Below are 25,149 nucleotides of genomic sequence, written 5' to 3' on the forward strand. Positions count from 1 at the left end.
TTTACTCTGTAAAAGCCTGCATATCAATTAAACGCTTGTATAAGCCATTTTTTGCCATTAATTCGCTATGGCTTCCGGTTTCTACCACACTGCCTTTATCAATCACAACAATTTTATCCGCATGTTGTATTGTACTTAAACGGTGCGCAATTACAATCGATGTGCGATTTTTCATTAAATTATTTAATGCATCCTGTACTAGTTTTTCTGATTCAGTATCCAGTGCAGATGTTGCCTCATCTAAAAGCATGATCGGCGGATTTGCCAATACTGCGCGCGCAATACAAACGCGTTGTTTCTGTCCGCCAGAAAGTTTATTCCCCCTATCGCCAACCAAAGATTGATAACCGTTCTCTGCATTCTCGATAAAATCGTGCGCATTGGCAATTTTTGCTGCTGCCACCACTTCTTCCATGCTTGCATCTGGTTTTGCAAAGGCAATATTGTTAAAAATAGTATCATTAAAAAGAAAAGACTCCTGGTTAACGGTTCCCATTTGCGCCCTGATACTCTCTACAGTAAGTTCTTTATAATCGTGGCCATCAATTTTAATTACCCCTGACTTTGGATCATGAAAACGCGGAAGCAGATCCATCAATGTGCTTTTTCCACCACCTGACGGACCAACCAGGGCAACAGTTTTTCCTTTTTCAATCTCGAAGGTTATCGAGTTAAGTATTTGTTTTTCGCCATAACTGAATGATACATCCTGAAGGCTGATTGCGCTGTTAAAACCATCGAGCACTTTGGCATCTGGCGCATTCACCAATAATGGTTTGGTATCCATTAAGTCCAAAACCCGTTCCCCTGCCGCAATACCCGAATGGATTCCGCTAAACGAATCGGTAAGTGCCTTTACTGGCTGCATTACCTGCGAGAAGGTAGCAATATAAACCAGGAATTTTGCAGGTGTAAGATCTCCCTGACCAGTTAAAATCATTGTTCCACCATAAAGCACAATAAAAACGACAACAAATACCCCTAATGTTTGTGATACGGGTGAGGCAAGCTGCTGCCTTCTTGCCATTTTTCTATTCAGGTAAGAATAGAACTTATTCTCCTGGTCAAACTTATCTTTAATCCTTGGTGTAGCATTAAAGGCTTTTATGATTTTAATGCCGCTTAAAGATTCATCTAAGAAACCTATCATTTTTGCGAAAGATTCATGAGATTCTTTAGCCTGGTGTTTTAAGCGTTTAACGATTTTACTAATGATAAAACCTGATACAGGGATAACCAGTAGAGAGAATAATGTAAGCTTAACCGAGATCGAAATGAGTACACCAACGTAGAATAATAATTGTAATGGCTCCTTAAAAATCACTTGTAAGGTGTTGGTAACGGTAAATTGCACCACCTGAACATCTGATGCAACTTTAGAAATGATATCTCCCTTACGTTCATTGTTAAAGAAACCAACATGCAAATTCATTACATTGTTGAAAACTGTTCTACGAAGATTAAGTAAAGTGTGCACCCTTAAATCTTCCATGAATCTCTGTGAGAGATAACGGAAAAGATTTGCTAATATCACGGTAACCACTATAACAATACATACCAATTTTAAGGTTTCAGTTTTACCGTACGCATCAATAGCGTGTTGTATATATTGGCTAAATTTGCCCATAAAATCGATTGATGAGCTAACTTTTGATAATGTAGTGGGTGCGTCTTTTATAAAAAGAGTTTCTAATAAAGGCCCTAGCAGGGTAAACAAGAAGGTGTTAAAAATTATGGCGAATAATGTTGCAATAATATAAGGTATGGCAAATTTTTCGATTGGCTTGGCAAATGATAATAAACGAAAATATGTTTTCATTTTGATATAAAATGGAATATGTAAAATGGAGAAATGTAATGAAACAGCTCCAAAAAAAATCTAATTAAAACTTGGCAAATGTACGGTTTTCAAATATACCTTGCCGGTTTTCAAAACCCAATGGGTTTAAAATTACAATCGGTTAATTTTTTTGGTGCTAATTGATTGATTGATAATGGTCATTATATCCGAAACGTTTAGGTTTGAATGATATTTCTGTTTCAGTGTATCAAGCCTTGTTCTACTGGCATTAATGTGGATCTGATGGGCTAAATAGTCTTTGTAGCTTTCCAGTACCCAGGTTTTGCCCGTAAGCAATTTTGGAATCAGTTCGGTAAAAACCTGTTGGAGTGGGTAAAGAACCTTTCTTAGCCCGTGTAGATGGATACCCTGGAGGATGTAACGGTTTCGATAATAAATCTTTTTAATAAAATTAGATTTAATCTGTGTTTTGGTGCTGCCACTTACATGGTGAAAACAAAACGATTGGTGTTCGTAATAACATTTCCAGCCCAATTGCCAGGCACGTAAGCTCAGATCGAAGTCTTCTGATGAGAAAGGAGAGTAGATTTCATCAAAACCACCTAGTTCTTTGAGCTTTTTTGCATCAACCAAAGCGTTGGCGCCAGATAGGTAGGCTGTATAAACATTTCCATCTGCTGAATTTTCGCTGTAATAGAATTTATTTGCTTTAATCCGGCAGCCACCATAGTATAAAAAACGGGCAGCATCCTCAATCCTGCTTTCGTCGAAACTCATGATGCGGGCCATCACGCCAAACGTATCAGGTTTGTTAAAATATTTCCACTGGTGCTCAAAATAATCTGGCGTAAGCTTTACATCAGAGTTTAAGAGTAAGATTAATTCGTGTTTGGCTTCCCGGATACCATGATTGCAGGTATAAGAAAAACCTCGGTTCTGATCATTGATCAGTAGTTTTACCTCCTTGTAATTTTCTTTGATAAAAGAGATGCTGTCGTCCTTTGAGCCATCATCTATAACAATAATTTCAAATTCTGTACCCGCATTTTGAGCCGCGGTAAAAACAGAAGGCAGGTATTGTTCGAGCAGATGCTTGCCGTTATAATTAGGGATGATGATCGAAACACTTTTCTGCATCTACTTTACAATTTTATAATTCCGGTATTCAAACAAGCGCATACCAGTTAAATCTTCAATTTTTTGCAAAACCCGCCTGCGAAAATTCATTTTTGGGGTTTCCTTGGTTAAATCTTTATCAAATTTCCAGTTTGCAGCCTCAATTCTTGCCTGCATTACTTTTGGGTGAGTGCCTTTAAAATGAACCAAACGATCGGCATTGTGCATATCATAAGTTTCCTGCACGGGATAATTCTCTTCAATCCATTCTTCTGTTTGATAAAACTGATTAAAGTTTCGCACTTTACCTTGTAATCCTTTTGGTGGTTTAACCCAGCCATAATGATAAATGTAGGCATCGATTAACTTAACCTTAAGTTTTCTGTCGTTAATTCTGAAGCCCTGTGCATCACGGTAAGATTTTACACCGGGTAAATTTTTTATCACCCGAACTTCTCTTCTATACCAGCGTCTGGATTCAGCCAGATAGTCATAAGAAGCATAAAAATGTTTATATTTTAAAAGTAAGGCCTCAACATTATTGTTGTGAAGCTCTAGCTCCATTTCTTTTTTAATCAGGGAAAGATAATCTTCATGTATGGCCTCATCCCCTTGAATATAGATCATCCAATCGGTATCCTTACTGATTTCTGCTAAAGCCTTATTGGTTTCGTCGGCAAAAACCCGGCCGCCCTCTCTGATGCTGTCATCCCAAACGGTATCAATAGTCCTGATTTTAGGATCGATGCTTTTAACCATTTCAGAAGTTTCGTCTGAAGAGTTCCCCAGGGCAACAATAAAATCATCACATAAAGGTAATATGGAAAGTATGGCTTCTTTTGCCGGATAATCGTTTACAATTGCATTTCTTAAAAAGGTAAAACCGGTAACTTTCATTATAGGTGCTTTGTAGCTGATAATTTTTGTTTATTTGTACAAAGATAGTTTTATTGATGAATACGCATCTATCCATTTTAAGAGAAGTAAAGGCTGGAAATTACAGGGTTTTGGCAAGGACATTAACCCTTGTCGAAAATAACATTACACCGGCTGATGCGATTTTAAGAGATTTAGATAGTTGGGCTAATGTTCCGGTTTTAGGTATTACAGGGCCTCCAGGTGCAGGTAAAAGTACCCTGGTAAATGCAGTAACCAGCCATTTTGTGGCGAAAGGAATGCACATTGCTATATTGGCCATAGATCCTACCTCTCCATTTAATTTTGGGGCATTGTTAGGCGACCGTATTCGTATGGCTGGGCAATTTAATAATCCAAATGTTTTTATTCGCTCGCTGGCTACGCGTGGCGCTTTAGGGGGTATTTCGGCAAAAACTATCGAAATGGTTGATGTTTTAAAAGCAGCTAATTTTGACCTGATTATTGTAGAAACTGTTGGCGTAGGACAATCGGAAGTCGAAATTGCCGGACTGGCTGATAAAACTGTTGTTGTTTTGGTGCCCGAATCTGGCGATGAGGTACAGAATATCAAATCTGGTTTGATGGAGATTGCCGATTGTTTTGTGATAAATAAGGCTGACAGGGAAGGCGCAGCTATTTTTGCCAATAATTTAAAGAAAATCGTACACCAGGGTATGAAGACTATCCCAATATTAAAAACAGTGGCCGATAAAAATACCGGTATTGATGAACTATGTGCATGGATAATCAAACCCCTGACTTCTGATCATAACCGAAGGGCTTTTCTGTTTGCAGAGAAAGCCTGGAGACTCATTCAACATGAGAAAATGAGGGGTATAGATAAAAAAAGGCTGCTAGAAAAAGTTCAGGCAGCCTTGAAAGAAGATGATTTTAATATTTATCGTTTTGCTGATGAATTTAAAGGTTAATCGATTAGTTATTATCAATTAACTGTAAACTACCAACTGAGAATTGATTAACTGTTCATGATATCCTCAATTTCTTCAGCTTCTAGTGGGATATCGGCCATTAAATCTATATTTCCATTTCCGGTGATCAGAATATTATTTTCTAAACGGATACCCAAACCTTCCTCCGGAATATAAATGCCTGGTTCAACTGTAAGGATGTTGCCATTAGCAAATGGCGTATATCTTCCAGCAAAGTCATGTACATCGATGCCTAGGTGATGCGAATTGCCGTGCATAAAATATTTTTTATAAGCTGGCCAGGCTGCGGTTTGATTCTTCACGTCTGCTGTAGAAATAAGTCCAAGATTAACCAGTTGCTCCGTCATAATTTCACCAACCTGCTCGTGGTAAGTATTCCATATGGTCCCTTCGCCAATTAATTTAATCGACTCCTTCATCACGTGCAATACGGCATTGTAAACATCCTTTTGTCTTTGCGTAAAACGGCCATTAACAGGGATAGAACGACTCATATCTGCATTGTAATTGGCATATTCAGCGCCAAAATCGAAAAGTATCACGTCGCCATCTTTACATTCCTGATTATTATCGTTGTAATGAAGGATATTAGCATTGTGGCCAGAAGCAATAATAGGGGTATAGGCATGGCCTGTTCCACCCTGGCGGATAAACTCGTGTATAATCTCCGCTTCAATTTCATATTCTTTAACACCGGGCTTTGTAAATTTTAATACCCTGATAAAAGCATCACGGGTTATTGCCGAAGCCTTTTTTGTTAATTCGATTTCAACATCTGATTTAACTGCGCGTAAATTTCGCATGATAGGTGCCGAACGTTCATAATGATGTAAGGGGTACTTTGCCCTCATTTTCTCAATGAAACGAATGTCACGATAAGGAACTTCGTGAGCATACCGGTCATTTTCATTCGTATTTAAATAAATATGTTCAGCATAGTTTACAATACTATGGAGTATGTTGTCAAAATCTTCTAACCAGTATACCGCTTGAATACCTGATGCCGCTTTTGCTTGCTCTTTGGTATACTTGTATCCTTCCCAAACTTTAATGTAATCGTTAGTCTGTCTTAAAAACAGGACTTCTCTGTACAATGGATTAGGACAATCGGGGAATAATAGCAAAATTGTTTGTTCCTGATCAATTCCGGATAAATAAAATAAATCAGGATTTTGCTTAAAAATAAAGTTCTGATCGCCACTTCTAGGGAATTCATCACTTGAATTGAATATAGCTAATGAGTTGTTTTTTAGGTGTTTAGTGAAATTATTTCGATTTAAAATAAATAATGACTGATTGATGGTAGGATATTTCATGAAAATGGTATTTTTATATGGGTAATGGCCAAATGTAATAAAATGATTAATTACTGTGAAGTTTGGAACGGAGTTTGTATAAAAGTTTGAAAATTTAAAATTTTGTTTAATTTTGCGATTACTAAAAAATTAATCAATTAAATTGTTTAACCCTTAAAAAAGAAAAAGATTATGAATTATTCTACTTTAAAGAAAAGTGTTGCACTTTCTTTAGTGGCATTAACAGGAGTAGCTTCTCTTGCTGTCGCTCAAGATGCACCTGCAACAACTTCTGCTACCAAGGTATTTGGTGGTAGAGGACAGTACAGAACTTGGTCTATCGGTGTACATGGTGGTGTTTTAATGCCAGTTGTTGCTATCGGTGGTTCAAATGACTTTAACAGATGGGATGCTAACTTAGGCTACGGCTTAAACATCCGTAAACAATTAGGTCACTCTTTCGGTTTAGAATTAAACGGAACACGTGGTAAACTTTCAGGTACTAATGAAGGAATCACTTCAGCTGTAAAAGATTTCGAAACTGAATTGCAATATGCAGTAGATTTACGTGGTGTTGTAAATGTAGGTTCAATCGATTTCTTACGTCGTGAGAATTCAGTAGGTTTCTTCTTAACAGCTGGTGCTGGTATGTTAGCTTATGCTCCAAAAATCACTACCGCATCTGGTGGAGTTATTGACTGGAAAGGTAAAGCTATTGGTCCTATTGATGACAGACATGACGCTAAAGATTACGTAAAAGGTTTCTATATTCCAGTTGGTGCTGGTGTTAAATTCAAAGTTTCTGAGCGTGTTAACTTTAACTTAGGTTACACCATGAACTTTGTTGACGCTGATAACGTTGATGGAGTTTATGCAAAAGGCGAAAGTAAAGATAAATTCTCTTACGGTTATGCTGGTTTAGAATTCTCTTTAGGTTCTTCTGCTAAACCAAGTTTAGAGTGGACTAACCCATTAGCTACTATGTACGATGAGTTAAAAGATCCAACTTTACGTCAAGAAGTTGAAGCATTGAAAAACCGTGTTTCTGCTGTTGAAAAATCTGTTGAAGATTTGAAAAAAGATACTGACGGTGACGGTGTTGCTGATCAATTCGATAAATGCCCAGGAACTCCTGCTGGTACTGCTGTTGATGGTTCAGGTTGTCCTCTTCCAAAACCAGCTCCAGTTGATTCAGTTGCTTCTAATGTAACTGGTTTCGAAAAAATTGGTTTTGATTTCAACTCTTCAGTTTTAAAAACTGAGTCTTACCCTACTTTAGATAAATTATCTTCAGTGTTACGTGAAAACGGTGGTAAAGTAACTGTAAACGGTTACGCTTCAAGCGAAGGTACTGCTGCATATAACTTGAAATTATCTAAAGACAGAGCTAACTCTGTTAAAACTTACTTAGTAAACTCTGGCGTTAACGCTAGTCAAGTTGCTACTAAAGGTAATGGTGAAGCTAATCCAATTGCTTCTAACGATACTGAAGAAGGTCGTATCCAAAACCGTCGTGTTGAAACTGCTAGAAACTAGTATTTCAATATAAGATTTAGAAAAGTCCCGATGAAAATCGGGACTTTTTTTATGCCTTTTAATTTTCTGTGTTAAGCTTTTTAGCTAAGTTTGCATGATGTACTTCTTTAGAAAAAAGGATCCTAAAAGGCCAAATAATATCAATCTGAGAATCATGCATTTTATTAATGCATTGGCTATCTTAATTTTTCTTGCAGGTATCATCTATAAGCTTATTCAGTGGCTTGCCAAATAACCCAAATTGTATGAAACAAATTATTAAAACAACGAATGCTCCAGCTCCAATTGGACCATATAGCCAGGCTGTACAAGCTGGAAACTTTTTATTCGTATCAGGCCAGGTGGCCATTAATCCCGAAAGTGGAGAACTAAACATTGGTAATATTGAAGAAGAAACACATCAGGTCATGCGTAACCTTAAAGCCGTTTTGCTTGAGGCGGGCCTAACTTTCGATAACGTAGTAAAGTCTACCATCTTCTTAAGCGATATGGGTACCTTTGCGCAGGTAAACGAAGTTTACGGACAATACTTTACAGCTGATTTTCCAGCCCGCGAAACGGTTCAGGTTTCGGTATTGCCTAAAAATGTTAATGTAGAAATCTCTGTAATTGCCATTGTAGGCTAATTTTGACGGAAAGCAAAAGCAAATATTTTATAGCGGGCATTGTTCCTTACATAATCTGGGGAACAATGTCTGTGCCTTTGCGTAACATAAAAGGTTTTCCGCCACACGAAATTTTATACTACAGGATATTTATTTCCATTATCGTGGTTTGGGCTACCATTCTTTTATTCAGAAGGAAAGCCTTACAAAATGATTTGAATTTATTAAAATCATTAAACACCCGCCAGAAAACCAGACTATTGCTGCTTACCATCGTGTCATCATTTCTGATAACCGGAAACTGGTTCACCTACATTTATGCGGTAAATAGTGTGAGTTTAAAGGCCGCAGCCTTTGCCTATATGGTGTGCCCGCTATTAACTGCGCTCTGTGGATTTATCATTCTAAAAGAACAATTAACCAAGGCTAAAATTATTGCCCTGATTATTGCATTTATAAGCATCATCCTATTGGCAACAGGCTCTTTACACGAAGTCATGTGGGCCATTATCATCGCCTCTTTTTATGCGCTATATGTTATTGTGCTAAAAGTGATTAAAGATGTAGATAAGTTTAACTTTTTAGGCGTTCAGTTAATTTTATCAGGGTTAATGATGCTGCCTTTGTATTTTTTAAACGCTGCACCTTTTCCTACTGAAACCTTCTTTTGGGCACATATATTTTTGATTGCCATTGTGTTTACCATTATTCCGCTCTTCTTAAATTCCTATGCCCTGTTGGGCATGCCTTCGTCTGCCCTGGGTATTTTAATCTATCTCAATCCTATAGTTGCTTTTACAGTAGCATTTTTTTACTTTAAGGAAAAAATAGATCTGCACCAACTTTTCGCCTATTTGCTTTTGCTGTTATCGATCGTTATTTTTAATGCGGCTTTGCTAAAGAGTGTTGTTTACAAGAAACAGTAAAATATTTTGTTTAATTCGGTATTAGATACACCTGTTGAGTTTTTGAAAGGCGTTGGGCCAAGTCGTGCCGATGTTTTAAAAAAGGATCTCGGCCTGTTCACTTATCAGGATATGCTGGCACATTATCCGTTCAGGTATATCGACCGTACAAAATATTTCAAGATTAACCAGATCAATCCTGATTCGCAGTATATTCAGATTATCGGGCGGGTAATCAGTAAAAAAGTAATCGGCGATAAAAGAGCAAAGCGCATTATTGCTGTTTTTAAAGATGAGACCGGAATCATGGAACTGGTTTGGTTCCAGAGTTTAAAATGGGTTGATGATAATATCACCGTTGGCACTGCTTATGTAGCTTTTGGTAAACCTAGCATCTTTAACGGAACATTCAGCATCTCACATCCTGAAATGGAGCTGTATCAGCGCAAACAGGTGGGAAGAGGTAATTTAACCTTGCAGCCGGTTTATAACTCAACAGAGAAGCTTAAAAAGTTTAATCTCGATTCAAAAGGCTTACAACGTTTAATCGCCGGCCTGTTGGATCAGATTATTCCTCAGGTTCCAGAAAATTTACCTCCATACATTATTGATAAGTATCAGCTGCCAGATAAAAGACTGGCCTTGCTGAATATTCATTTTCCTAAAAATCAGCAGGATTTAAGCGCTGCGGAAAGACGCCTTAAATTTGAGGAATTGTTCTTCATCCAATTGCAGCTTTTACACAATAAACATTTGCGCCAGTTAAAGTTTAAAGGCGTAACTTTTGAAAAAGTTGGCGAAAAAGTAAACCGTTTTTATAACGAGTTTTTGCCCTTTGAATTAACGAATGCCCAAAAACGGGTAGTTAAGGAAATCAGAATTGATACCCAACGGGGCGTACAAATGAACCGGCTTGTTCAAGGCGACGTAGGGAGTGGTAAAACTGCTGTTGCACTAATGAGTATGCTTTTGGCAAATGACAACGGCTATCAGGCTTGTATGATGGCGCCTACGGAGATTTTAGCCCGTCAGCACTATGCATCTATCACATCGCTGGTAACTGACGACCTGGTGCGTGTTGCCATCCTTACAGGAAACACTAAAAAGAAGGAGCGCACGATTTTGCATGAGCAATTGGAGAGTGGGGAAATCGATATTCTGATCGGAACACATGCCCTGATTGAGGATAAGGTTCAGTTTAGGAATCTGGGGCTGGTTGTAATTGATGAACAACACCGTTTTGGTGTGGAGCAACGCGCTAAACTTTGGCGGAAAAATATCATTCCACCACATATTCTCGTGATGACCGCTACACCCATTCCGCGCACTTTGGCCATGACCTTATATGGTGATCTTGATGTTTCGATCATCGACGAATTACCTGCGGGTAGAAAACCCATAGAAACCAAACACCTTTTTGAAGGCCAACGTCTCAGGATGTTTGGTTTTATGAAGCAGGAAATTGCCAAAGGCAGGCAGGTTTATATTGTTTATCCTTTAATTAAAGAAAGCGAGAAATTAGATCTTTTACATCTCGAAGCGGGCATTGAGCAGCTGAGTTATCAGTTTCCTAGACCGGATTACCAAATGAGTATTGTTCATGGACAAATGCCCAATGCGGATAAACAGTTCGAAATGCAGCAGTTTATTGATGGTAAAAGCCAGATTATGGTGGCTACAACCGTAATAGAGGTGGGCGTAAATGTGCCTAATGCTTCGGTTATGGTCATCGAAAATGCCGAAAGGTTTGGGCTTTCACAGCTCCATCAGTTGCGCGGTAGAGTAGGCCGTGGGGCAGAACAGTCTTTCTGTATATTAATGAGTGGGAATAAACTGAGTAAAGAGGGCAAGATCCGCTTAGAAACAATGGTAAGGACCAACAATGGTTTCGAAATATCAGAAATAGATTTACAGCTCCGTGGTCCTGGCGATATTACCGGAACACAACAAAGCGGTGTTTTAGATCTGAAGCTTGCCGACCTGGCCAAAGACCAGATTATTTTATCTGAAGCACGGAACACCGTAATTGCTCTTTTTGAAGACGATCCGCAACTGGCAAAACCCGAAAACGCAATCTTAAAAGCCTACCTGCAAAAGTTAGAAAGAGGTATTTCTTTCGACAAGATCAGTTAACGCGCCAAATCCACAAATTTTCTCCTTATTTGCAATAACATTTAGTAGTGTATTATTTGTACTACTTTGCGTAGTTGTGTAATTGTTTTTTTACGATTCAGCCCCTTATAATTATTATTCTACCCCCTTTTTTAATTTTCTAATATTCCTATCTTGCGTGTAACCAAATATGAAATGTTGAGCCGGCAAGTCCAAAACTGGGTATGTCGTACACAGTGATTTTCATTCCCTGAAAATTGTTTTTAAGTAGTTATGAGGGATTTCATATGGTTAATGATGATTTGTTGATATAATCGGAAAGGGCCTTAATTTTTTGATGTTAATGTGGTGTAAATGATTATATCAATAAGTCATGTTTAAATGATTTGTTTAAAGACAATTCAATATTACTGAAGTGTATTAAATTATCATACAACTATTATCTAACCAAAATAAATTGAAAAACTATGAAAAAAAATCTATTGAGGACTTTTGCCAGAAGTAGCATGTTTCTTGTTTGCGGTGGTTGTCTCGTTTTTTCTCCACCTTTCAGCATGTCTGCCAAAGCATCATTGCATGAAAAAGAACCTTTTGATTTTTACAGACCCCCACTTCAGGACATTATTGTGAAAGGACAGGTTACTGACGCCAAGGGTCCTATTCCGGGCGTGAGTGTGAAGTTAAAAGGAGGGGCTGCAACGACAGTAACAGATGGTTCAGGTAAATTTAGTATCAAGGTACCTGAAGATGCAACCCTGGTATTTACCTATGTAGGCTACGTTGATCAGGAGATTCAGGTAAAAAACCAAACCAGCATTAACGTACGTTTGGTAGAAAACAACCAAAACCTTACTGAAGTAGTTGTAGTAGGTTACGGAACGCAAAAGAAAGCGGTTGTATCTGGTGCGGTTGCCGCGGTTAAAGGCTCGGAGCTGGCCAAATCTTCTTCTGTGAACTTAACCAATTCGTTAGCCGGCCGTTTACCAGGCGTAACTGCATTACAGGGAAGTGGTGAGCCTGGTTACGATGGTTCTACCATCCGGATCAGGGGTATAAACTCACTCGGGAATAACAATGCTTTAATCGTAATTGATGGAATTCCTAACCGGGCCGGTGGAATTGAAAGGTTAAACCCGAACGATATCGAAAGTGTATCCGTTTTAAAAGATGCTTCTGCAGCCATTTACGGTTCGCAAGCTGCAAATGGGGTAATCCTGATTACCACCAAATTAGGTAAATCGGGCAAACCACAATTTTCTTACGATTTTAGTTATGGTTTGCAACAACCAACACGTATACCAAAAATGGCCAATTCGACTCAATATGCTGAGATTTTAAATGAACTGAATATTTTCGGCTCTGATCTTAATCCGAATGAATGGTCAGCAGCGTGGAACAGTTTCAAAACAACAGGTACTTATTTATCTACTGGCGGTAAAACGATTAATGCCGCTTACAAACCAGACGAAATCAGGAAATTTGGTGATGGCTCAGATCCGCTAAGGTATCCCAATACTGATTGGTTTAAAACTACTTTCCAAAATTGGTCTCCTCAGCAAAGACACAACGTTCAGATTAATGGAGGGAGTGAAAATGTTAAATATTTGCTTTCATTAGGCTATCTAAATCAGGATGGCTATTATAAAAATTCTGCCACAGGTTATCAGCAGTATGATATGCGTTTTAACCTGGAAGCAAAATTAAGCAAGTATATTACTACAACATTGGGAGTAAGTGCAAGAGAGGAAGACCGTAATTTTCCAACTGTTTCAGCGGGTGATATCTTTAGATTCTTAATGCGGGGGAGACCTAACGAGATAGCCATATGGCCTAACGGGTTGCCTGGTAGGGATATTGAATATGGTTATAATCCGGTGGTTTCTACTACAGATTTAACAGGAACTAATAAGGATGTTAGAGATTACTTTCAAACTACAGGTAAAGCAGAAATTAAAATTCCTGGTGTTGATGGATTAAAGGTAACCGGTACAGCTGCAATAGACAAATATTCTGGCAGACAAAAAAACTGGCAATTGCCCTGGACACTTTACGATTGGGACAAGAAAACGTTTGCAGCCGATGGTGTAACACCTGTGCTTGCAGGTACGGTACGTTCTCAATATACCGATCCAAGGCTTAGGGAAACTGCAGGTGGACAATTAGCCATAAACTTAACCGGAATGGTTAACTATGATAAGAAGATTAGCGACCATACTATTGGCTTAATGGCCGGCGTAACACGCGAAACAGTTAACAACGACGGTTTTACTGCGTTTAGAAGATACTTTATATCTTCATCTGTTCAAGAGTTGCTTGCAGGTGATGAAAGGGAGCAATCATTAGGCAATAATCCTGGTGACCCGAATAATCTATTTAAAAGAGCAAGGTTAAGCTATTTTGGAAGGGTGGGCTATAACTATAAAGAAAAATACCTTGCTGAATTTTTGTGGCGGGTAGATGGATCTTATATCTTTCCAACAGATAGACGTTTCGGTTTCTTCCCAGGGGTATCAGTAGGTTGGCGTTTATCTGAAGAGCCGTTTTTCAAAGACAATGTTAAATTCGTCAACAATTTGAAATTAAGGGCCTCATGGGGGCAAATGGGGGCTGAAGCCTATTTTGGCGATGCCCTGCAGGAATATCAATACCTCAGTTTGATGAACTTTGGTACCTATACCTTTAATGATCTGGTAACTAAAACCTTAACTGAAGGTAAGGTGCCCAATTTTGATTTTGGATGGGAAGTGGCAAATAATACAAATATTGGTTTAGATGCATCATTTTTAAATAATAAATTGTCGTTAGAGTTCGATTACTTCTATAATAAGCGTACAAACATTCTGATCAGCAGAGGTAGTTCGGTGCCTGAAAGTTCGGGCATTACCGATCGTTTACCTCCTGTTAACTTAGGAAAGGTAAACAACAAAGGTTTCGAATTTAAATTAAGCTACAATGACCAGGTTGGTGATTTAAATTTTGGCGTGAGTGTAAATGGTGGCTATGCTAAAAACAAGATCGTTTTTTGGGATGAAACCCCTGGTGCCCCAGAATGGCAGCGTTCTACTGGCAGGGTAACCAGTTCGTGGTTGGTGTACGATTATGATGGTGTTTTTAAAGATCAGGCAGAAGCTGATGCCAATAAACAAAAGTATAGTGCATTAACGAGTAATCTTCGCGCAGGCGACATGAAATTTAAGGACAGGAATGAGGATGGTAAAATTAATGCAGATGATAAGATCCGTTTGGATAAAAATGGAACTCCAACTTTTACGGGCGGTGTAAATTTTAATGTTCAGTACAAAGGATTTGACTTATCAGTGCTTATTCAAGGAGCAACGGGTGGAATGCAGATTGTTGGTTTAACAGAATCGGGAGATATTGGTAACTTCCTGGAGTGGTCGTACCTGAACCGCTGGAGCATTGATAATCCAAGTTCGGTAAACCCGCGCTTATCAAATAGGGGTGCTACCTATTATACCGATAGCAATAATGCCTTAAACAATACCTATTGGTTAAGGAGCAATAACTACATCAGACTTAAGAATGTAGAGCTAGGATATACATTGCCAACCACCTGGGTTGAAAAAGTTGGATTAAATAGTGTAAGGGTATATGCAAATGGCCTCAATTTGGCTACGCTTGATAAAATCAAGATATGGGATCCCGAATCTACCAATACAAGTGGACAATACTATCCACAAGCTAGGGTAATTAATATGGGTATTAAAGCCACTTTTTAACAATGTATAGCTGTTTATCAATTACAAAGAAGAATATGAAAACAATAATTCAAAATAGAAATTTATATCTATTGGTTCTTATTACCTTTTTTGCATTTGCGTGTAAAAAGGATTTTTTGAACGTAGAATCACCTGGCCAGGTGCCTGCCGAGTCGGTATGGAAAGATCCTGCAACTGCGCAGGCATTTGTGAACGATATCTATAACGGACTGGGTAACGGCGGCTTTTCTGAACAGATGTTAGCATCAGTTTCTGACGAAGCCTTGTTTACACACCCTACCCGTGGTATCGATCTGGTTAATAGTGCTACCATTAACCCATCTACATTGGGATGGGTGGATGATACATGGGCTTATAAACAAATGTATAACCGCATCCGGGCCTGCAACATTACCATCGAGAAAATTACCGGTGGAGATAATGCACTAACCAGCCAAACATTAAAAGACCAGCTGGCGGGCGAAGCATATTTTTTACGTGCTTATTTTTATCAGCAGTTATTACGCTTTTATGGAGCAGTACCTATTATTACAAAAACTTACGTACTCAACGATAATTATAATGTAAAGCGTAATACCTATGAAGAATGTGTAAACTTCATTATTAAAGATTGCGATGAGGCGAATAAACTTTTAACAGGCAAAACGATGGAAAAAGGGCGTACCACTGCTACCGCTGCTTTGGCACTTAAATCAAGGGTATTGATTTATGCGGCGAGCGATTTGCATGACAGGGCAAAGCTTACAAATAAAGTTAGTGGAATTGCCGCTCAAAAATTAGATTTCTTAAGTTATGCAAGTGGGGATCAAGCCGATCGTTATAAATTGGCTCAAACGGCTGCAAAAGCAGTAATGGATGCCACAAAAGGCTATTTGTTAGATTTATCTGCGCCAGTATCGGTAACGGAAGGAAGCAGGAATTATAAAAGTATAGCGATGGGTGGTGCCAGTAAAGCGCCCAATATAGATGCTGCGGCAGCTGCCGAATTAATTTTTGCACGTTATTTCATCGTTCAGAATAATATTAAGCATGCGCAACAAAATGGCCCTAACGGTTACCATAACTGGGCAGGTAATACACCAATTGGCTTATTGGTTGATGATTATGAAATGAAAGACGGTTCTAAATTTAGTTGGACAAACCCAGCACAAAAAGCTGAGCCTTATCAAAATAGAGATCCACGCTTTTACGCTACTGTTTTATATGATGGTGCCGGTTGGAAACCCCGTGATAAAGCTTCTGGCAATGTAGATCCAGCCAGTCAAATCCAGACAGGGGTATATGATCTGTTGGATGACAAAAACAATAAGTTCGATTTTAAAGGTCTGGATACCAGAGCAAGTTCTATCGAAAACTGGAACGGTAGCTGGACAGGTTATTACTATCATAAATTTATTGATCCGGATCCAACTATTGTTGATGCCTCTATGTCGCAAAATGTGCCCTGGCCTTTCTTTAGGTATACAGAAGCGGTATTCAATTACATCGAAGCCAGTATTGAGCTTGGCGAATTGGGTAATGCGACCAATTGGTTAAATAAAATCCGTTTCAGAGCAGGTATGCCAGCGGTTACGGCAACAGACCAGGCCGGACTTCGGGAGGTTTATCGTCACGAGCGCCGCATCGAAATGGCCTATGAGGAACAACGTTATCACGATACACGCAGGTGGTTAATTGCCGGCGAAACATTAGGTAGAAAAGTTACCTATATTAAAGTTACCGGTAAATTTAAGCCGGGTAAAACCATGTCTGCGCCTTACCATTATGACCCTACTGTATACGATTATACTTATAGTCCGGTTGTAGAAAATGCACAGGAAAACAGAAGCTGGGACAATAAACTTTATTTCAGGCCATTTAGCCGTGATGAAGTAAACAAGAATAATTTGCTCGAGCAAAACCCGGGATACTAAAAAATGCACTTGATTACCCGATGGATATGTACAATCATATTCATCGGGTTTTTTATGCAATAACATATTTTTACTTTTTAATAGAGAAATAAGCAATCTAAAACCTTTGTCTATTCCTGTATTTAATTTTCAAAGCTTAGTTTTGCATATAATTTTTTTCCTGTGGCAGATTCAGACCCCAATTCGGTTATTTCAAAACCAGATCCTTACGCCGCATTGCGCTTTAGGGAGTTCCGCTCTTACCTAGGCATGCGTTTTTTCTTCACTTTTGCCTATCAAATGCAGGCGGTAGTGCTTGGAATTTATATTTATCATGTAACCAAAGATCCATTGGCTTTAGGATTTGTAGGCCTGTGCGAGGCTATTCCTGCAATAGGAATTGCGTTGTATGGAGGTTATGTTGCAGATAAGAGTGAAAAAAGAGGTTTATTACTCAAAATATTTGGAGGCGTATTTCTTTGTACCCTCATTATGCTGCTGGTAACATTGCCGCAGTTCAACCTTCGGCAGATCGATATCATTTTTACCCTGTTTAATTTTAAGGTTAATCTGATCGCATTGATTATGTATGTACTCGTGTTTGGAATGGGTATATCAAGAGGGTTTTTCGGGCCAGCCACATTCTCTTTAATGGCTCAGATCTTGCCAAAAAACCTTTACCCAAATGCAAGTACCTGGAGCAGTTCGAGCTGGCAGATGGCCTCTATTTTAGGGCCGGCAATAGGTGGGATGACTTACGGTTTCTTCGGTATTACCGTAACATATATTGTAATTATTTCTTTTGTATTTATAGCCCTCATTTGTATTTTCTTTTTAAAAGTTCATCCTCCACAGTTTGTGCCTAAAGAAAATATTAAAGAGAGTTTGCTTAAAGGAATAAATTTTGTGTTTAAAACCAAAATGATGGTTTGGGCGATGAGTCTAGATTTGTTTTCTGTATTTTTTGGCGGTGCGGTAGCCATATTACCCGTGTTTGCCAATGATATACTAAAAGTTGGACCCGAAGGTTTAGGCTTCATGCGGGCCGCTGTTTCTGCAGGATCTGTTTTTACCATGCTTGCGATGACTCGATTTTCTCCAATGAACAAACCTTGGCGAAATTTATTGATTGCGGTAACTGGTTTTGGCTTAAGCATCATCTGCTGGAGTTTATCTAAAAATTTCTATTTAACACTCTTCTTCCTCTTTTTAGAAGGCTCTTTTGATAGTGTAAGTGTAATCATCAGATCAACCATTATGCAATTGCTAACACCAGATGAAATGCGTGGGCGTGTATCGGCTGTAAACAGTATGTTTATTGGATCGTCAAATGAAATTGGCGCTTTTGAGTCGGGCCTTACCGCAAAGTTAATGCGTACCATCCCATCGGTGGTATTTGGAGGAAGCATGACATTGGTCATTGCTGGCATCACCTGGTTAAAAACGAAATCTTTAACGAAATTAAGTTTGCAGGATATTAATGAGCAGACCAGTAAAGCGGTTTAATCGTTTCGTCATGCTAACCTGTAGTGCAGCGGAAAGCTACGGAGTAAATTTAGTTGAGCCTCTATCATGCTGTAAATAAGCTTTGGTATTAAAGTTTTTTGACAACCAGTAAACGCTGTTTTAGTAAAAGATTTGGGCATGCCCCAAGCTGCGCAAGGGTCGGGCTATCCGTTACAATCTTTTTTGAAGAAAAATCAAAAAAGTATTTCCACTGCTATCCCTCATGCAAAACCCATAGTAGTTAAAAAATGTCACTTATACGTTTTACCCTAGTCATCTAAACCTGATGGCACGGATGCCGATAAAAGATTATTATTCTTTTCATTAACATTTATCGGCAGGAGGAACAGCGGGGCGGAACCTAACCGAAGGACCATTGGTCTTGCTTTCCAAAAAATAGACTTATTCTACTAACAGTATTATTTTTTAAGGAGAAAATTGAAATGGTCCGTGAGGACACGGACCATGGCGATAAGTTTATATAGTTTAGGGTCGTTAATCTAAAAAATGCAAATGTTATAATCTTCTTTATGAACAGAAAAGCAATGGTGTGCAAGGTTTTTCGGTAGCCCTGCCTTTCCTTCAATCTTTTTGTTAATGGTTTGACGTACCTGTTGATTAGCTGTAACAAAAAGGATTTTCGTACAGTCAGGTTTAGTTAATTTAGCCGCTGCTGTTGTTAATAGTTAAAGAGCATTGTGCTCAAAATCAATTCCTTTGCCATCTAAACCCGATGGCACGGATGCCGATAAAAGATTATTATTCTTTTCATTAACATTTATCGGCAGGAGGAACAGCGGGACGGAACCAAACCGAAGAACTATTGGTCTTGCTTTCCAAAAAAATAGACTTATTCTACTAACAGTATTATTTTTTAAGGAGAAAATTGAAATAGTCCATGAGGACACGGATCATGGCGATAGAGTTGCCTGATTCTAAAAAAACTATCAAGTGTCGACACAAATATTTATTATTTTCCGCTCTCTGCCGCGGGGCATGGTACTTTGGAGCGCCAAAGTACCCAAAGCGCTTTGTCAATCCGGCAAGGTGGCTTCTCACTGCCCTAGGCTCATCAAAAAAACAGCGGCACTTCGTTTTGTGTTCAGTACCTTTTATAAGCTGAGAATCATGATTATTGAACACAAAACCACTGCGTTTAAGGTTTGGTAGTGCTATTTGTTCTATTCTGTAACTGTTTTTTTGATTTTTCTGCCACTTGGGATTGACGAAGTTCTTCGGCAAAGCCTGAACTTTATTAACGTTAGTTAGCAAGATGCATAAAAACCCAAATCAAAAGATGTATCTACATGATAGGATGAATCGGGAGATTTCCTCTGCTATCCCCCATGCAAAACTATCGACGCCCGCATGATATTTAACTTTTATTGTGCCTTAGTTTCTTGGTGGTGAAAAACAAAAATGGTCCGCGAGACACGGAGCATGGCGAAAATTAAAACTTCTTATTCTTACCCCAGATCAAATAGATAATCGAGCCTAGAAATGGAGCGAAAAGGATTATGATAAACCAAAGCACCTTTACCGAGAAACCCATGCTGCTGTTTCTCGATATATGGTACAATGCGACTAATATTAGCGCCAGCCAAAGTATGGCTGCTATAATAATGATCATTGCAATCTGGTTGCTTTCTGCTTGTGCTAGTAACATAATAAAGATATTGTTCCTTAAGCTTCAACAACTCTTTCGCCAATTTGTTGGCGCCACATGGCCTGGTACAATCCGTTTTGTGCAATTAATTCTTCATGTCTTCCTTCTTCAATGATGTTGCCTTTCTCCAGAACATAAATTTTATCAGCATGTTTTATGGTCGATAAACGGTGGGCAATCAAAATGGTAATGTGATCGGTTAAATCCGATACCGAACGGATGGTTTTGGTAATTTCTTCTTCCGTAATCGAATCCAGCGATGAAGTAGCCTCATCAAAAACCAAAATATCTGGCTGACGGAGTAATGCTCTGGCGATTGATAAACGTTGTTTTTCGCCACCAGAAACTTTAACGCCACCTTCGCCAATTAAGGAATCTAAACCTTTATCAGCTCTGGCTAAAAGTGTCTGACAAGCAGCTTGATTGAGCACTTTATAACATTCTTCATCCGTAGCATTGGGGTTAACAAACAACAGGTTTTCTCTTATCGTACCTGAAAATAACTGGGTGTCTTGCGTTACGAAGCCAATTTTCTCGCGTAAGGCATCCAAATCGATATCGTTACTTGGGATGCCATTATATAAAATCTCACCATCTTTTGCCGGATATAAACCAACCAATAGTTTGACCAGTGTACTTTTTCCAGAACCCGATGGGCCAACAAAAGCAATGGTTTGCCCGTGATGGGTTTTAAACGAAATATTATCTAAAGCATTTCTATTGGCGGTTAGGTGTTTGAAACCAACATTGTTAAAGGTGAGGTCTTTTATTTTAGCAATCGAAGTCGGATTTTCAGGTTTTTTATCGACCGGTGTGCTTAAAATCTTTTTAAAGTTACCCAACGAAACTTCGGCCTCGCGCCAGGTTAAAATCACATTACCCAGCTCCTGTAGCGGTCCGAAAAGGAAAAACGAGTAAAAAAGGAAGGAAAAATACTGTCCGGCCGAAATCGTATTGTCGAAAATAAGTAAAAGCAGCACCAGCACCATTGTACTTCGAACCAGGTTTACGGTAGTGCCCTGAACAAAACTCATACTGCGCACATATTTCACTTTTTTAAGTTCTAAGCCAAGGATTTTGTAAGTGGTTTTGTTCAAGCGGTCAATTTCCTGATCGGCCAAACCTAAACTCTTAACCAGTTCGATGTTTCTTAACGATTCAGTTGTCGAGCCCGCCAAAGCTGTGGTTTCGCCAACAATAGAGCGCTGGATGGTTTTAATCTTGCGACTTAAAAACCAGCTTACGAAACTGATAATCGGGATAGCCGAAAAGTAAACTAAAGTAACTTTGTAGCTTACCGAAACCGAATACACGATAACGAAAATCATCCCGATTAAACTGACAAAAAGGATACTAATAAAAGAGGTAATAAACTTTTCCGAATCTAACCGTACTTTCTGTAAAATACCCAGGGTTTCACCACTACGTTGATCTTCGAAAATCTGATAAGGCAGTTTTAAAGAATGCTGCAAGCCATCGGCATACATTTTCGCACCAACTTTCTGAACAATTACACTGGTGAAATAATCCTGAAAGTTTTTAGCAATCCGCGAAACCATGGCTGCGCCAATAGCCAGCCCGATTAAACCAAGAGAACCCCAAAGGTACTGGTTGTAGGTTAACGAATCTTTTTTATTGATAAAGCGGTCTAAAATGCGACCGGTGATATATGGATCTAAAAGTGAAAAACCAATATTTATGCCTGCCAGCAATAGCGCTAGGGCCACAATCCACTTGTGGTGTTTCAGGTAATTAAGTAATAATCCCATTAAGTTTTGCTGTTTGTTAATGCAAACATAAAAAAAGGGAACGGATAAAAATCCATTCCCCTCTTTTATGACTTTAAGCTAAGAAAATAGCTAAATCTTGTTTAAAATCCGTAACGTAAACCGATTTGTATTTGCCAAGGGTTACCCGACGGAGTAACGATGCCGGTGTTATTTACACGGTAAGTATAAGCTTTGTTTGTCGCATCAAATGCGCTAACCGCATATAAAGCCTGGTTGCCCAAAGTTTCATTTACACCCCATTTTTTGTTAAGTAGGTTTGCAAAATTAAATACATCTCCGGAGAATTCAATACTATGCTTTTTATTCAATTGTAGTTGATAGCTTAACTTTAAATCAACAATGCCAAAAAAGTCATTCACGCCACCATTTCGCTCAGCTATCTGACCAGAATATTTATTAATATAATCTTTTAAACTTTGGCTGGCGTCCGGATTATCCAATAATGCCTGTAAACCTGTGCGAATGTTTGCAGGAATATTTTGATTGTTTCTATCGAATACAAAAGCTAAATCATTTGTAGCCACAAAATCTCCATTAATATTGCCACCAGCCAATAAGCTATATCGTGTTCCACCAATACCAGAGTAACGAACGCCTAATCTAAAGCCATAAAAACTTGGCGACGTGCCATAAATAACAACCTTATTACGGAATTGATTATCTGAATAAGACATTTTGCTTAAATCCCTTGGATCATCTTTAACAGGTAGAGATAAAGTAGCAGAGTTTGCCACGTTGCCATTATACGATGTATTATCTTTTGTGTCGTTGTAGGTATAACTTGCAGAGATTTCTCCATCTTTAAAGTAGTTCCAGGTTGCATCTAAAACTACCGCGAATTGATTTACTTTACCTTTGCTATTTAATTCCAGTACACGACCGAATTGATTGGTTAAACGGCCGCCTTTCCAATCGGCAACGCCATTACCTGGAGCAACGCTTGCAATTGGTACGAAAACACCACGGTTACCTTCATTAGGTAGGGTAAAATATGGGTTGGCAGCCATGTTTCTATCTACATACATATAGTTATTACGTCCTAAGGTAGCATAACCGGTTATTCCAACCTTTAACTTATCGGTAATCAATTTACTGTAAGATAAGTTGGCTTTGTAAACTACCGGAATCTTGGCATCTTCTGCGTAAGTATTAATGGTTGGTACTTGTAACAATGGTAAAGAAGGCGTTTGCTCGCTTCCGTTTCGGTAACCAATAAAGTTTGGTTTTGGTACATCAGCACCAAAAACATCAACTGTTGCCAAATGTTTACCATCAAAGGTTAAGTTATTAATGGTTACATAGTTGTTAACATCCGAGCCGAAAATACCTGCTCCGAAACGAACAAAGTCTGTTCGGTTTTCGTTAATATCCCAGTTAAATTGAATTCTTGGTTGAATTAAAAATTGTTTTAATTCATGGTCTGTTCTCACACCAATAGCATCAAATAGTTGCTGATTAAGGGGCGATTTTGGGTAAGTGCTATAATCAATACGTAAACCACCTATAAAATCTAAACCTCTTGCTAATTTAGTCTGCATTTGGCCGTAAACAGCGGCGTTCCATATGCCGGCTTTAACAGTTGGGTCTGCAACCAAAGGTACTTCACGATAAAATCTGTTTGGAGCAAGGTTATTAAAGTTTGTAATCGCCGGAACTTCGATCTTTTTTGTAGGGTCATTTGGAAAAGCAGGATCTTGAATCTGAGAAGTTGAGTATTCGAAACGGCCATTAACTTCACTACCATAAAGAGATTTTGCATTGGTATACATCACATCAACACCAAATGTATATTTAACTTTATCCGTATTATAATAAAAATTATCTACCAATTGAAACACATTATTGGTAAAACCTTCTTGTCCGAAACGGTGGCCACCAATTTGTATTGCCGTAGAGATGCCCTTGGTGCCATCGGCAAGGTCAGACTTTATATTTCCAACAATTGCTCTTGGAATGGCACCTGTTAATTCATCATTTTGTGTACTCGCCTGGAAAGTATATAAATGTTGTATTTTTAATTCGTTAGTAATTTTACTGCTGATGGTTGAACGTAAAGTTGCCAATAAATTATTGTCGACATTTTTATCGTTACCGTAACTTTCGTAGAAATTTATCGTGGTGTTATCTGCTAAACCTAGCGGGTTTCTATCGTTTGTGTAATTATCACGAATGGTTAATAAATTTCTGTCATTAATTTGCCAATCTATACGGGCAAATGCAGCATCCGAACCACGCTTTTTGTCGAATGAACCATATTGAGGGGTATTTGCTACTCCATATTTCGTGCGGGCAACATCCAAAAACTGTGCTAAAGTACTATTGGTGATTCTGAAACGTGCTTCATCAGCAGGGCCATTAACGTCGGCAATGATTAATGGGCGGGCATCTTTCTGATGATCTAAACCAACGAAATAATGTAATTTATCTTTAATAATTGGCCCACCTAAAGTAAAGCCGTATTGATAAGTAGAGAAATCATTATCACGTTTTACGCCTCTAATATCATAACGGCTGGCTAACCAATCTGAACGGCCATAACCAAAAGCGCTTCCGCTTACTGTGTTTGTACCAGATTTAGTTACAGCGGTTACTGTACCGCCTCCGGCTCTGCCTAATGTAACATCATATTGATTGGTTACGACCTTAAATTCGCGGACAGCCTCAATAGAAATTGAATATGGCGCACCACTACGACTCGTGGTACTACCAGCCGAGGTTGGGTTTTTAGCATTCATCCCATCAATGGTATAATTGGTTGATGAACCTAACTGCCCCGAAATATTTCCGCCACGGCTTAAAGGAGATAAATCCATTAAGTTAGAAAAATTACGCCCGTTTACAGGTAATTGGTTCATGGTTTTGGCCGAAATTTCTGTAGAAGCACCAAAGTTTTGAACTTTGTTCCTCAAACCCGAAGCCACAACCTGTACCGCGTCTAAATCCTGCGAAGCTTCCTGCATGGTGATACCCACCTTAACCACATCGCCAAGGTTTAACATATAACCATTCCTGGTTTGCTCGCCAAAGCCTACATAAAGGGCTTTAACCGAATAAGGGCCACCCAATGGAAGCTCTTTAAAAGTATACTCGCCCTGGGCGTTGGTAGATGTTTTAGTGGTGAAACCTGTTGAGTTGTTTCTGATTTGAACCGAAACCCCGGGGATGGGTTTCTTTTGCTGATCGGTAATTACACCCGAAATGGATGCCTGGGTTGTTTGTGCCATTGCCGAATTGTTGGCAAAGCAAAAAAGCAACAATACTACAATAAGTAAATTTTTCATCATCATTTGTTTTTTAGGAATGATGAAGCTTGCCTG

At 38.8% G+C, this 25,149-nt stretch carries 16 protein-coding genes; 8 read left to right on the forward strand and 8 right to left on the reverse strand.

Translation table 11 applies throughout. The features are described from left to right. Position 1 precedes the first annotated feature (1 nt). The 3 genes from CA265_22795 to CA265_22805 form a co-directional block, all read right to left on the reverse strand. A complete protein-coding gene (locus CA265_22795; protein ID ARS42333.1) occupies positions 2-1,819 on the reverse strand; it encodes an antibiotic ABC transporter ATP-binding protein in 1,818 nt (605 codons plus the stop codon). Between the two features lie 132 nt (positions 1,820-1,951). Further along, positions 1,952-2,938 carry a glycosyl transferase gene (locus CA265_22800; protein ID ARS42334.1) on the reverse strand — a complete coding sequence of 329 codons (987 nt, stop codon included), beginning with the start codon at positions 2,936-2,938 and terminating at the stop codon, positions 1,952-1,954. Beyond that, positions 2,939-3,814, reverse strand: coding sequence for a glycosyl transferase (locus tag CA265_22805; GenBank protein ID ARS42335.1), 876 nt, complete (start codon positions 3,812-3,814; stop codon positions 2,939-2,941). It abuts the gene before it with no gap. A 56-nt stretch (positions 3,815-3,870) separates the two neighbouring features. On the opposite strand from CA265_22805, the gene CA265_22810 reads away from it, so the two are divergent. Continuing rightward, entirely contained in the window at positions 3,871-4,764 is an 894-nt protein-coding gene (locus tag CA265_22810) for a methylmalonyl Co-A mutase-associated GTPase MeaB (GenBank protein ARS42336.1), read from the forward strand. A 47-nt stretch (positions 4,765-4,811) separates the two neighbouring features. On the opposite strand, the gene CA265_22815 is transcribed toward CA265_22810, so the two are convergent. Continuing rightward, positions 4,812-6,101 (reverse strand): X-Pro aminopeptidase, encoded by a 1,290-nt coding sequence (locus CA265_22815; protein ARS42337.1) that lies wholly within the window; start codon positions 6,099-6,101, stop codon positions 4,812-4,814. 171 nt (positions 6,102-6,272) lie between these two features. Here CA265_22815 and CA265_22820 point away from each other — a divergent pair, with 171 nt between their 5' ends. The 7 genes from CA265_22820 (at position 6,273) to CA265_22850 (ending at position 18,376) form a co-directional block, all read left to right on the forward strand. Beyond that, positions 6,273-7,616: a flagellar motor protein MotB gene (locus CA265_22820; protein ID ARS42338.1), complete on the forward strand. Its 1,344-nt coding sequence runs from the start codon at positions 6,273-6,275 to the stop codon at positions 7,614-7,616. A gap of 245 nt (positions 7,617-7,861) precedes the next feature. Next, positions 7,862-8,242 (forward strand): reactive intermediate/imine deaminase, encoded by a 381-nt coding sequence (locus CA265_22825; GenBank protein ID ARS42339.1) that lies wholly within the window; start codon positions 7,862-7,864, stop codon positions 8,240-8,242. A 65-nt stretch (positions 8,243-8,307) separates the two neighbouring features. Further along, positions 8,308-9,147: a permease gene (locus CA265_22830; GenBank protein ARS43100.1), complete on the forward strand. Its 840-nt coding sequence runs from the start codon at positions 8,308-8,310 to the stop codon at positions 9,145-9,147. Between the two features lie 6 nt (positions 9,148-9,153). Beyond that, positions 9,154-11,259, forward strand: a complete 2,106-nt coding sequence (locus CA265_22835; GenBank protein ARS42340.1) for an ATP-dependent DNA helicase RecG — start codon at positions 9,154-9,156, stop codon at positions 11,257-11,259. A 533-nt stretch (positions 11,260-11,792) separates the two neighbouring features. Further along, on the forward strand, positions 11,793-14,978 hold the full coding sequence (locus tag CA265_22840) for a SusC/RagA family TonB-linked outer membrane protein (GenBank protein ID ARS42341.1): 3,186 nt from the start codon (positions 11,793-11,795) through the stop codon (positions 14,976-14,978). Positions 14,979-15,013: 35 nt separating this feature from the next. Beyond that, positions 15,014-16,891, forward strand: a complete 1,878-nt coding sequence (locus CA265_22845; protein ID ARS43101.1) for a RagB/SusD family nutrient uptake outer membrane protein — start codon at positions 15,014-15,016, stop codon at positions 16,889-16,891. 162 nt (positions 16,892-17,053) lie between these two features. Continuing rightward, positions 17,054-18,376 carry an MFS transporter gene (locus tag CA265_22850; GenBank protein ARS42342.1) on the forward strand — a complete coding sequence of 441 codons (1,323 nt, stop codon included), beginning with the start codon at positions 17,054-17,056 and terminating at the stop codon, positions 18,374-18,376. A gap of 867 nt (positions 18,377-19,243) precedes the next feature. Here CA265_22850 and CA265_22855 read toward each other — a convergent pair. From CA265_22855 to CA265_22870, 4 genes are all read right to left on the reverse strand, one after another. Next, positions 19,244-19,648, reverse strand: coding sequence for a hypothetical protein (locus tag CA265_22855; protein ID ARS42343.1), 405 nt, complete (start codon positions 19,646-19,648; stop codon positions 19,244-19,246). Positions 19,649-19,826: 178 nt separating this feature from the next. After that, on the reverse strand, positions 19,827-20,042 hold the full coding sequence (locus CA265_22860) for a hypothetical protein (GenBank protein ID ARS42344.1): 216 nt from the start codon (positions 20,040-20,042) through the stop codon (positions 19,827-19,829). A 17-nt stretch (positions 20,043-20,059) separates the two neighbouring features. Next, positions 20,060-21,811 carry an ABC transporter ATP-binding protein gene (locus CA265_22865; GenBank protein ARS42345.1) on the reverse strand — a complete coding sequence of 584 codons (1,752 nt, stop codon included), beginning with the start codon at positions 21,809-21,811 and terminating at the stop codon, positions 20,060-20,062. Between the two features lie 101 nt (positions 21,812-21,912). Continuing rightward, positions 21,913-25,119, reverse strand: coding sequence for a TonB-dependent receptor (locus CA265_22870; GenBank protein ARS43102.1), 3,207 nt, complete (start codon positions 25,117-25,119; stop codon positions 21,913-21,915). Positions 25,120-25,149 lie beyond the last annotated feature (30 nt).

The organism is Sphingobacteriaceae bacterium GW460-11-11-14-LB5 (assembly GCA_002151545.1).
In the GTDB taxonomy this organism is placed as follows: domain Bacteria; phylum Bacteroidota; class Bacteroidia; order Sphingobacteriales; family Sphingobacteriaceae; genus Pedobacter.

What these genes read in the sequence shown, in the direction of transcription:
- CA265_22830 (ARS43100.1), top strand. Translation starts at nt 8,308, where the DNA reads ATGTCTGTGCCTTTGCGTAACATAAAAGGTTTTCCGCCACACGAAATT.
- CA265_22815 (ARS42337.1), bottom strand. Translation starts at nt 6,101, where the DNA reads ATGAAATATCCTACCATCAATCAGTCATTATTTATTTTAAATCGAAAT.
- CA265_22845 (ARS43101.1), top strand. Translation starts at nt 15,014, where the DNA reads ATGAAAACAATAATTCAAAATAGAAATTTATATCTATTGGTTCTTATT.
- CA265_22800 (ARS42334.1), bottom strand. Translation starts at nt 2,938, where the DNA reads ATGCAGAAAAGTGTTTCGATCATCATCCCTAATTATAACGGCAAGCAT.
- CA265_22825 (ARS42339.1), top strand. Translation starts at nt 7,862, where the DNA reads ATGAAACAAATTATTAAAACAACGAATGCTCCAGCTCCAATTGGACCA.
- CA265_22810 (ARS42336.1), top strand. Translation starts at nt 3,871, where the DNA reads ATGAATACGCATCTATCCATTTTAAGAGAAGTAAAGGCTGGAAATTAC.
- CA265_22860 (ARS42344.1), bottom strand. Translation starts at nt 20,042, where the DNA reads ATGTTACTAGCACAAGCAGAAAGCAACCAGATTGCAATGATCATTATT.
- CA265_22870 (ARS43102.1), bottom strand. Translation starts at nt 25,119, where the DNA reads ATGATGATGAAAAATTTACTTATTGTAGTATTGTTGCTTTTTTGCTTT.
- CA265_22805 (ARS42335.1), bottom strand. Translation starts at nt 3,814, where the DNA reads ATGAAAGTTACCGGTTTTACCTTTTTAAGAAATGCAATTGTAAACGAT.
- CA265_22820 (ARS42338.1), top strand. Translation starts at nt 6,273, where the DNA reads ATGAATTATTCTACTTTAAAGAAAAGTGTTGCACTTTCTTTAGTGGCA.
- CA265_22795 (ARS42333.1), bottom strand. Translation starts at nt 1,819, where the DNA reads ATGAAAACATATTTTCGTTTATTATCATTTGCCAAGCCAATCGAAAAA.
- CA265_22840 (ARS42341.1), top strand. Translation starts at nt 11,793, where the DNA reads ATGTCTGCCAAAGCATCATTGCATGAAAAAGAACCTTTTGATTTTTAC.
- CA265_22865 (ARS42345.1), bottom strand. Translation starts at nt 21,811, where the DNA reads ATGGGATTATTACTTAATTACCTGAAACACCACAAGTGGATTGTGGCC.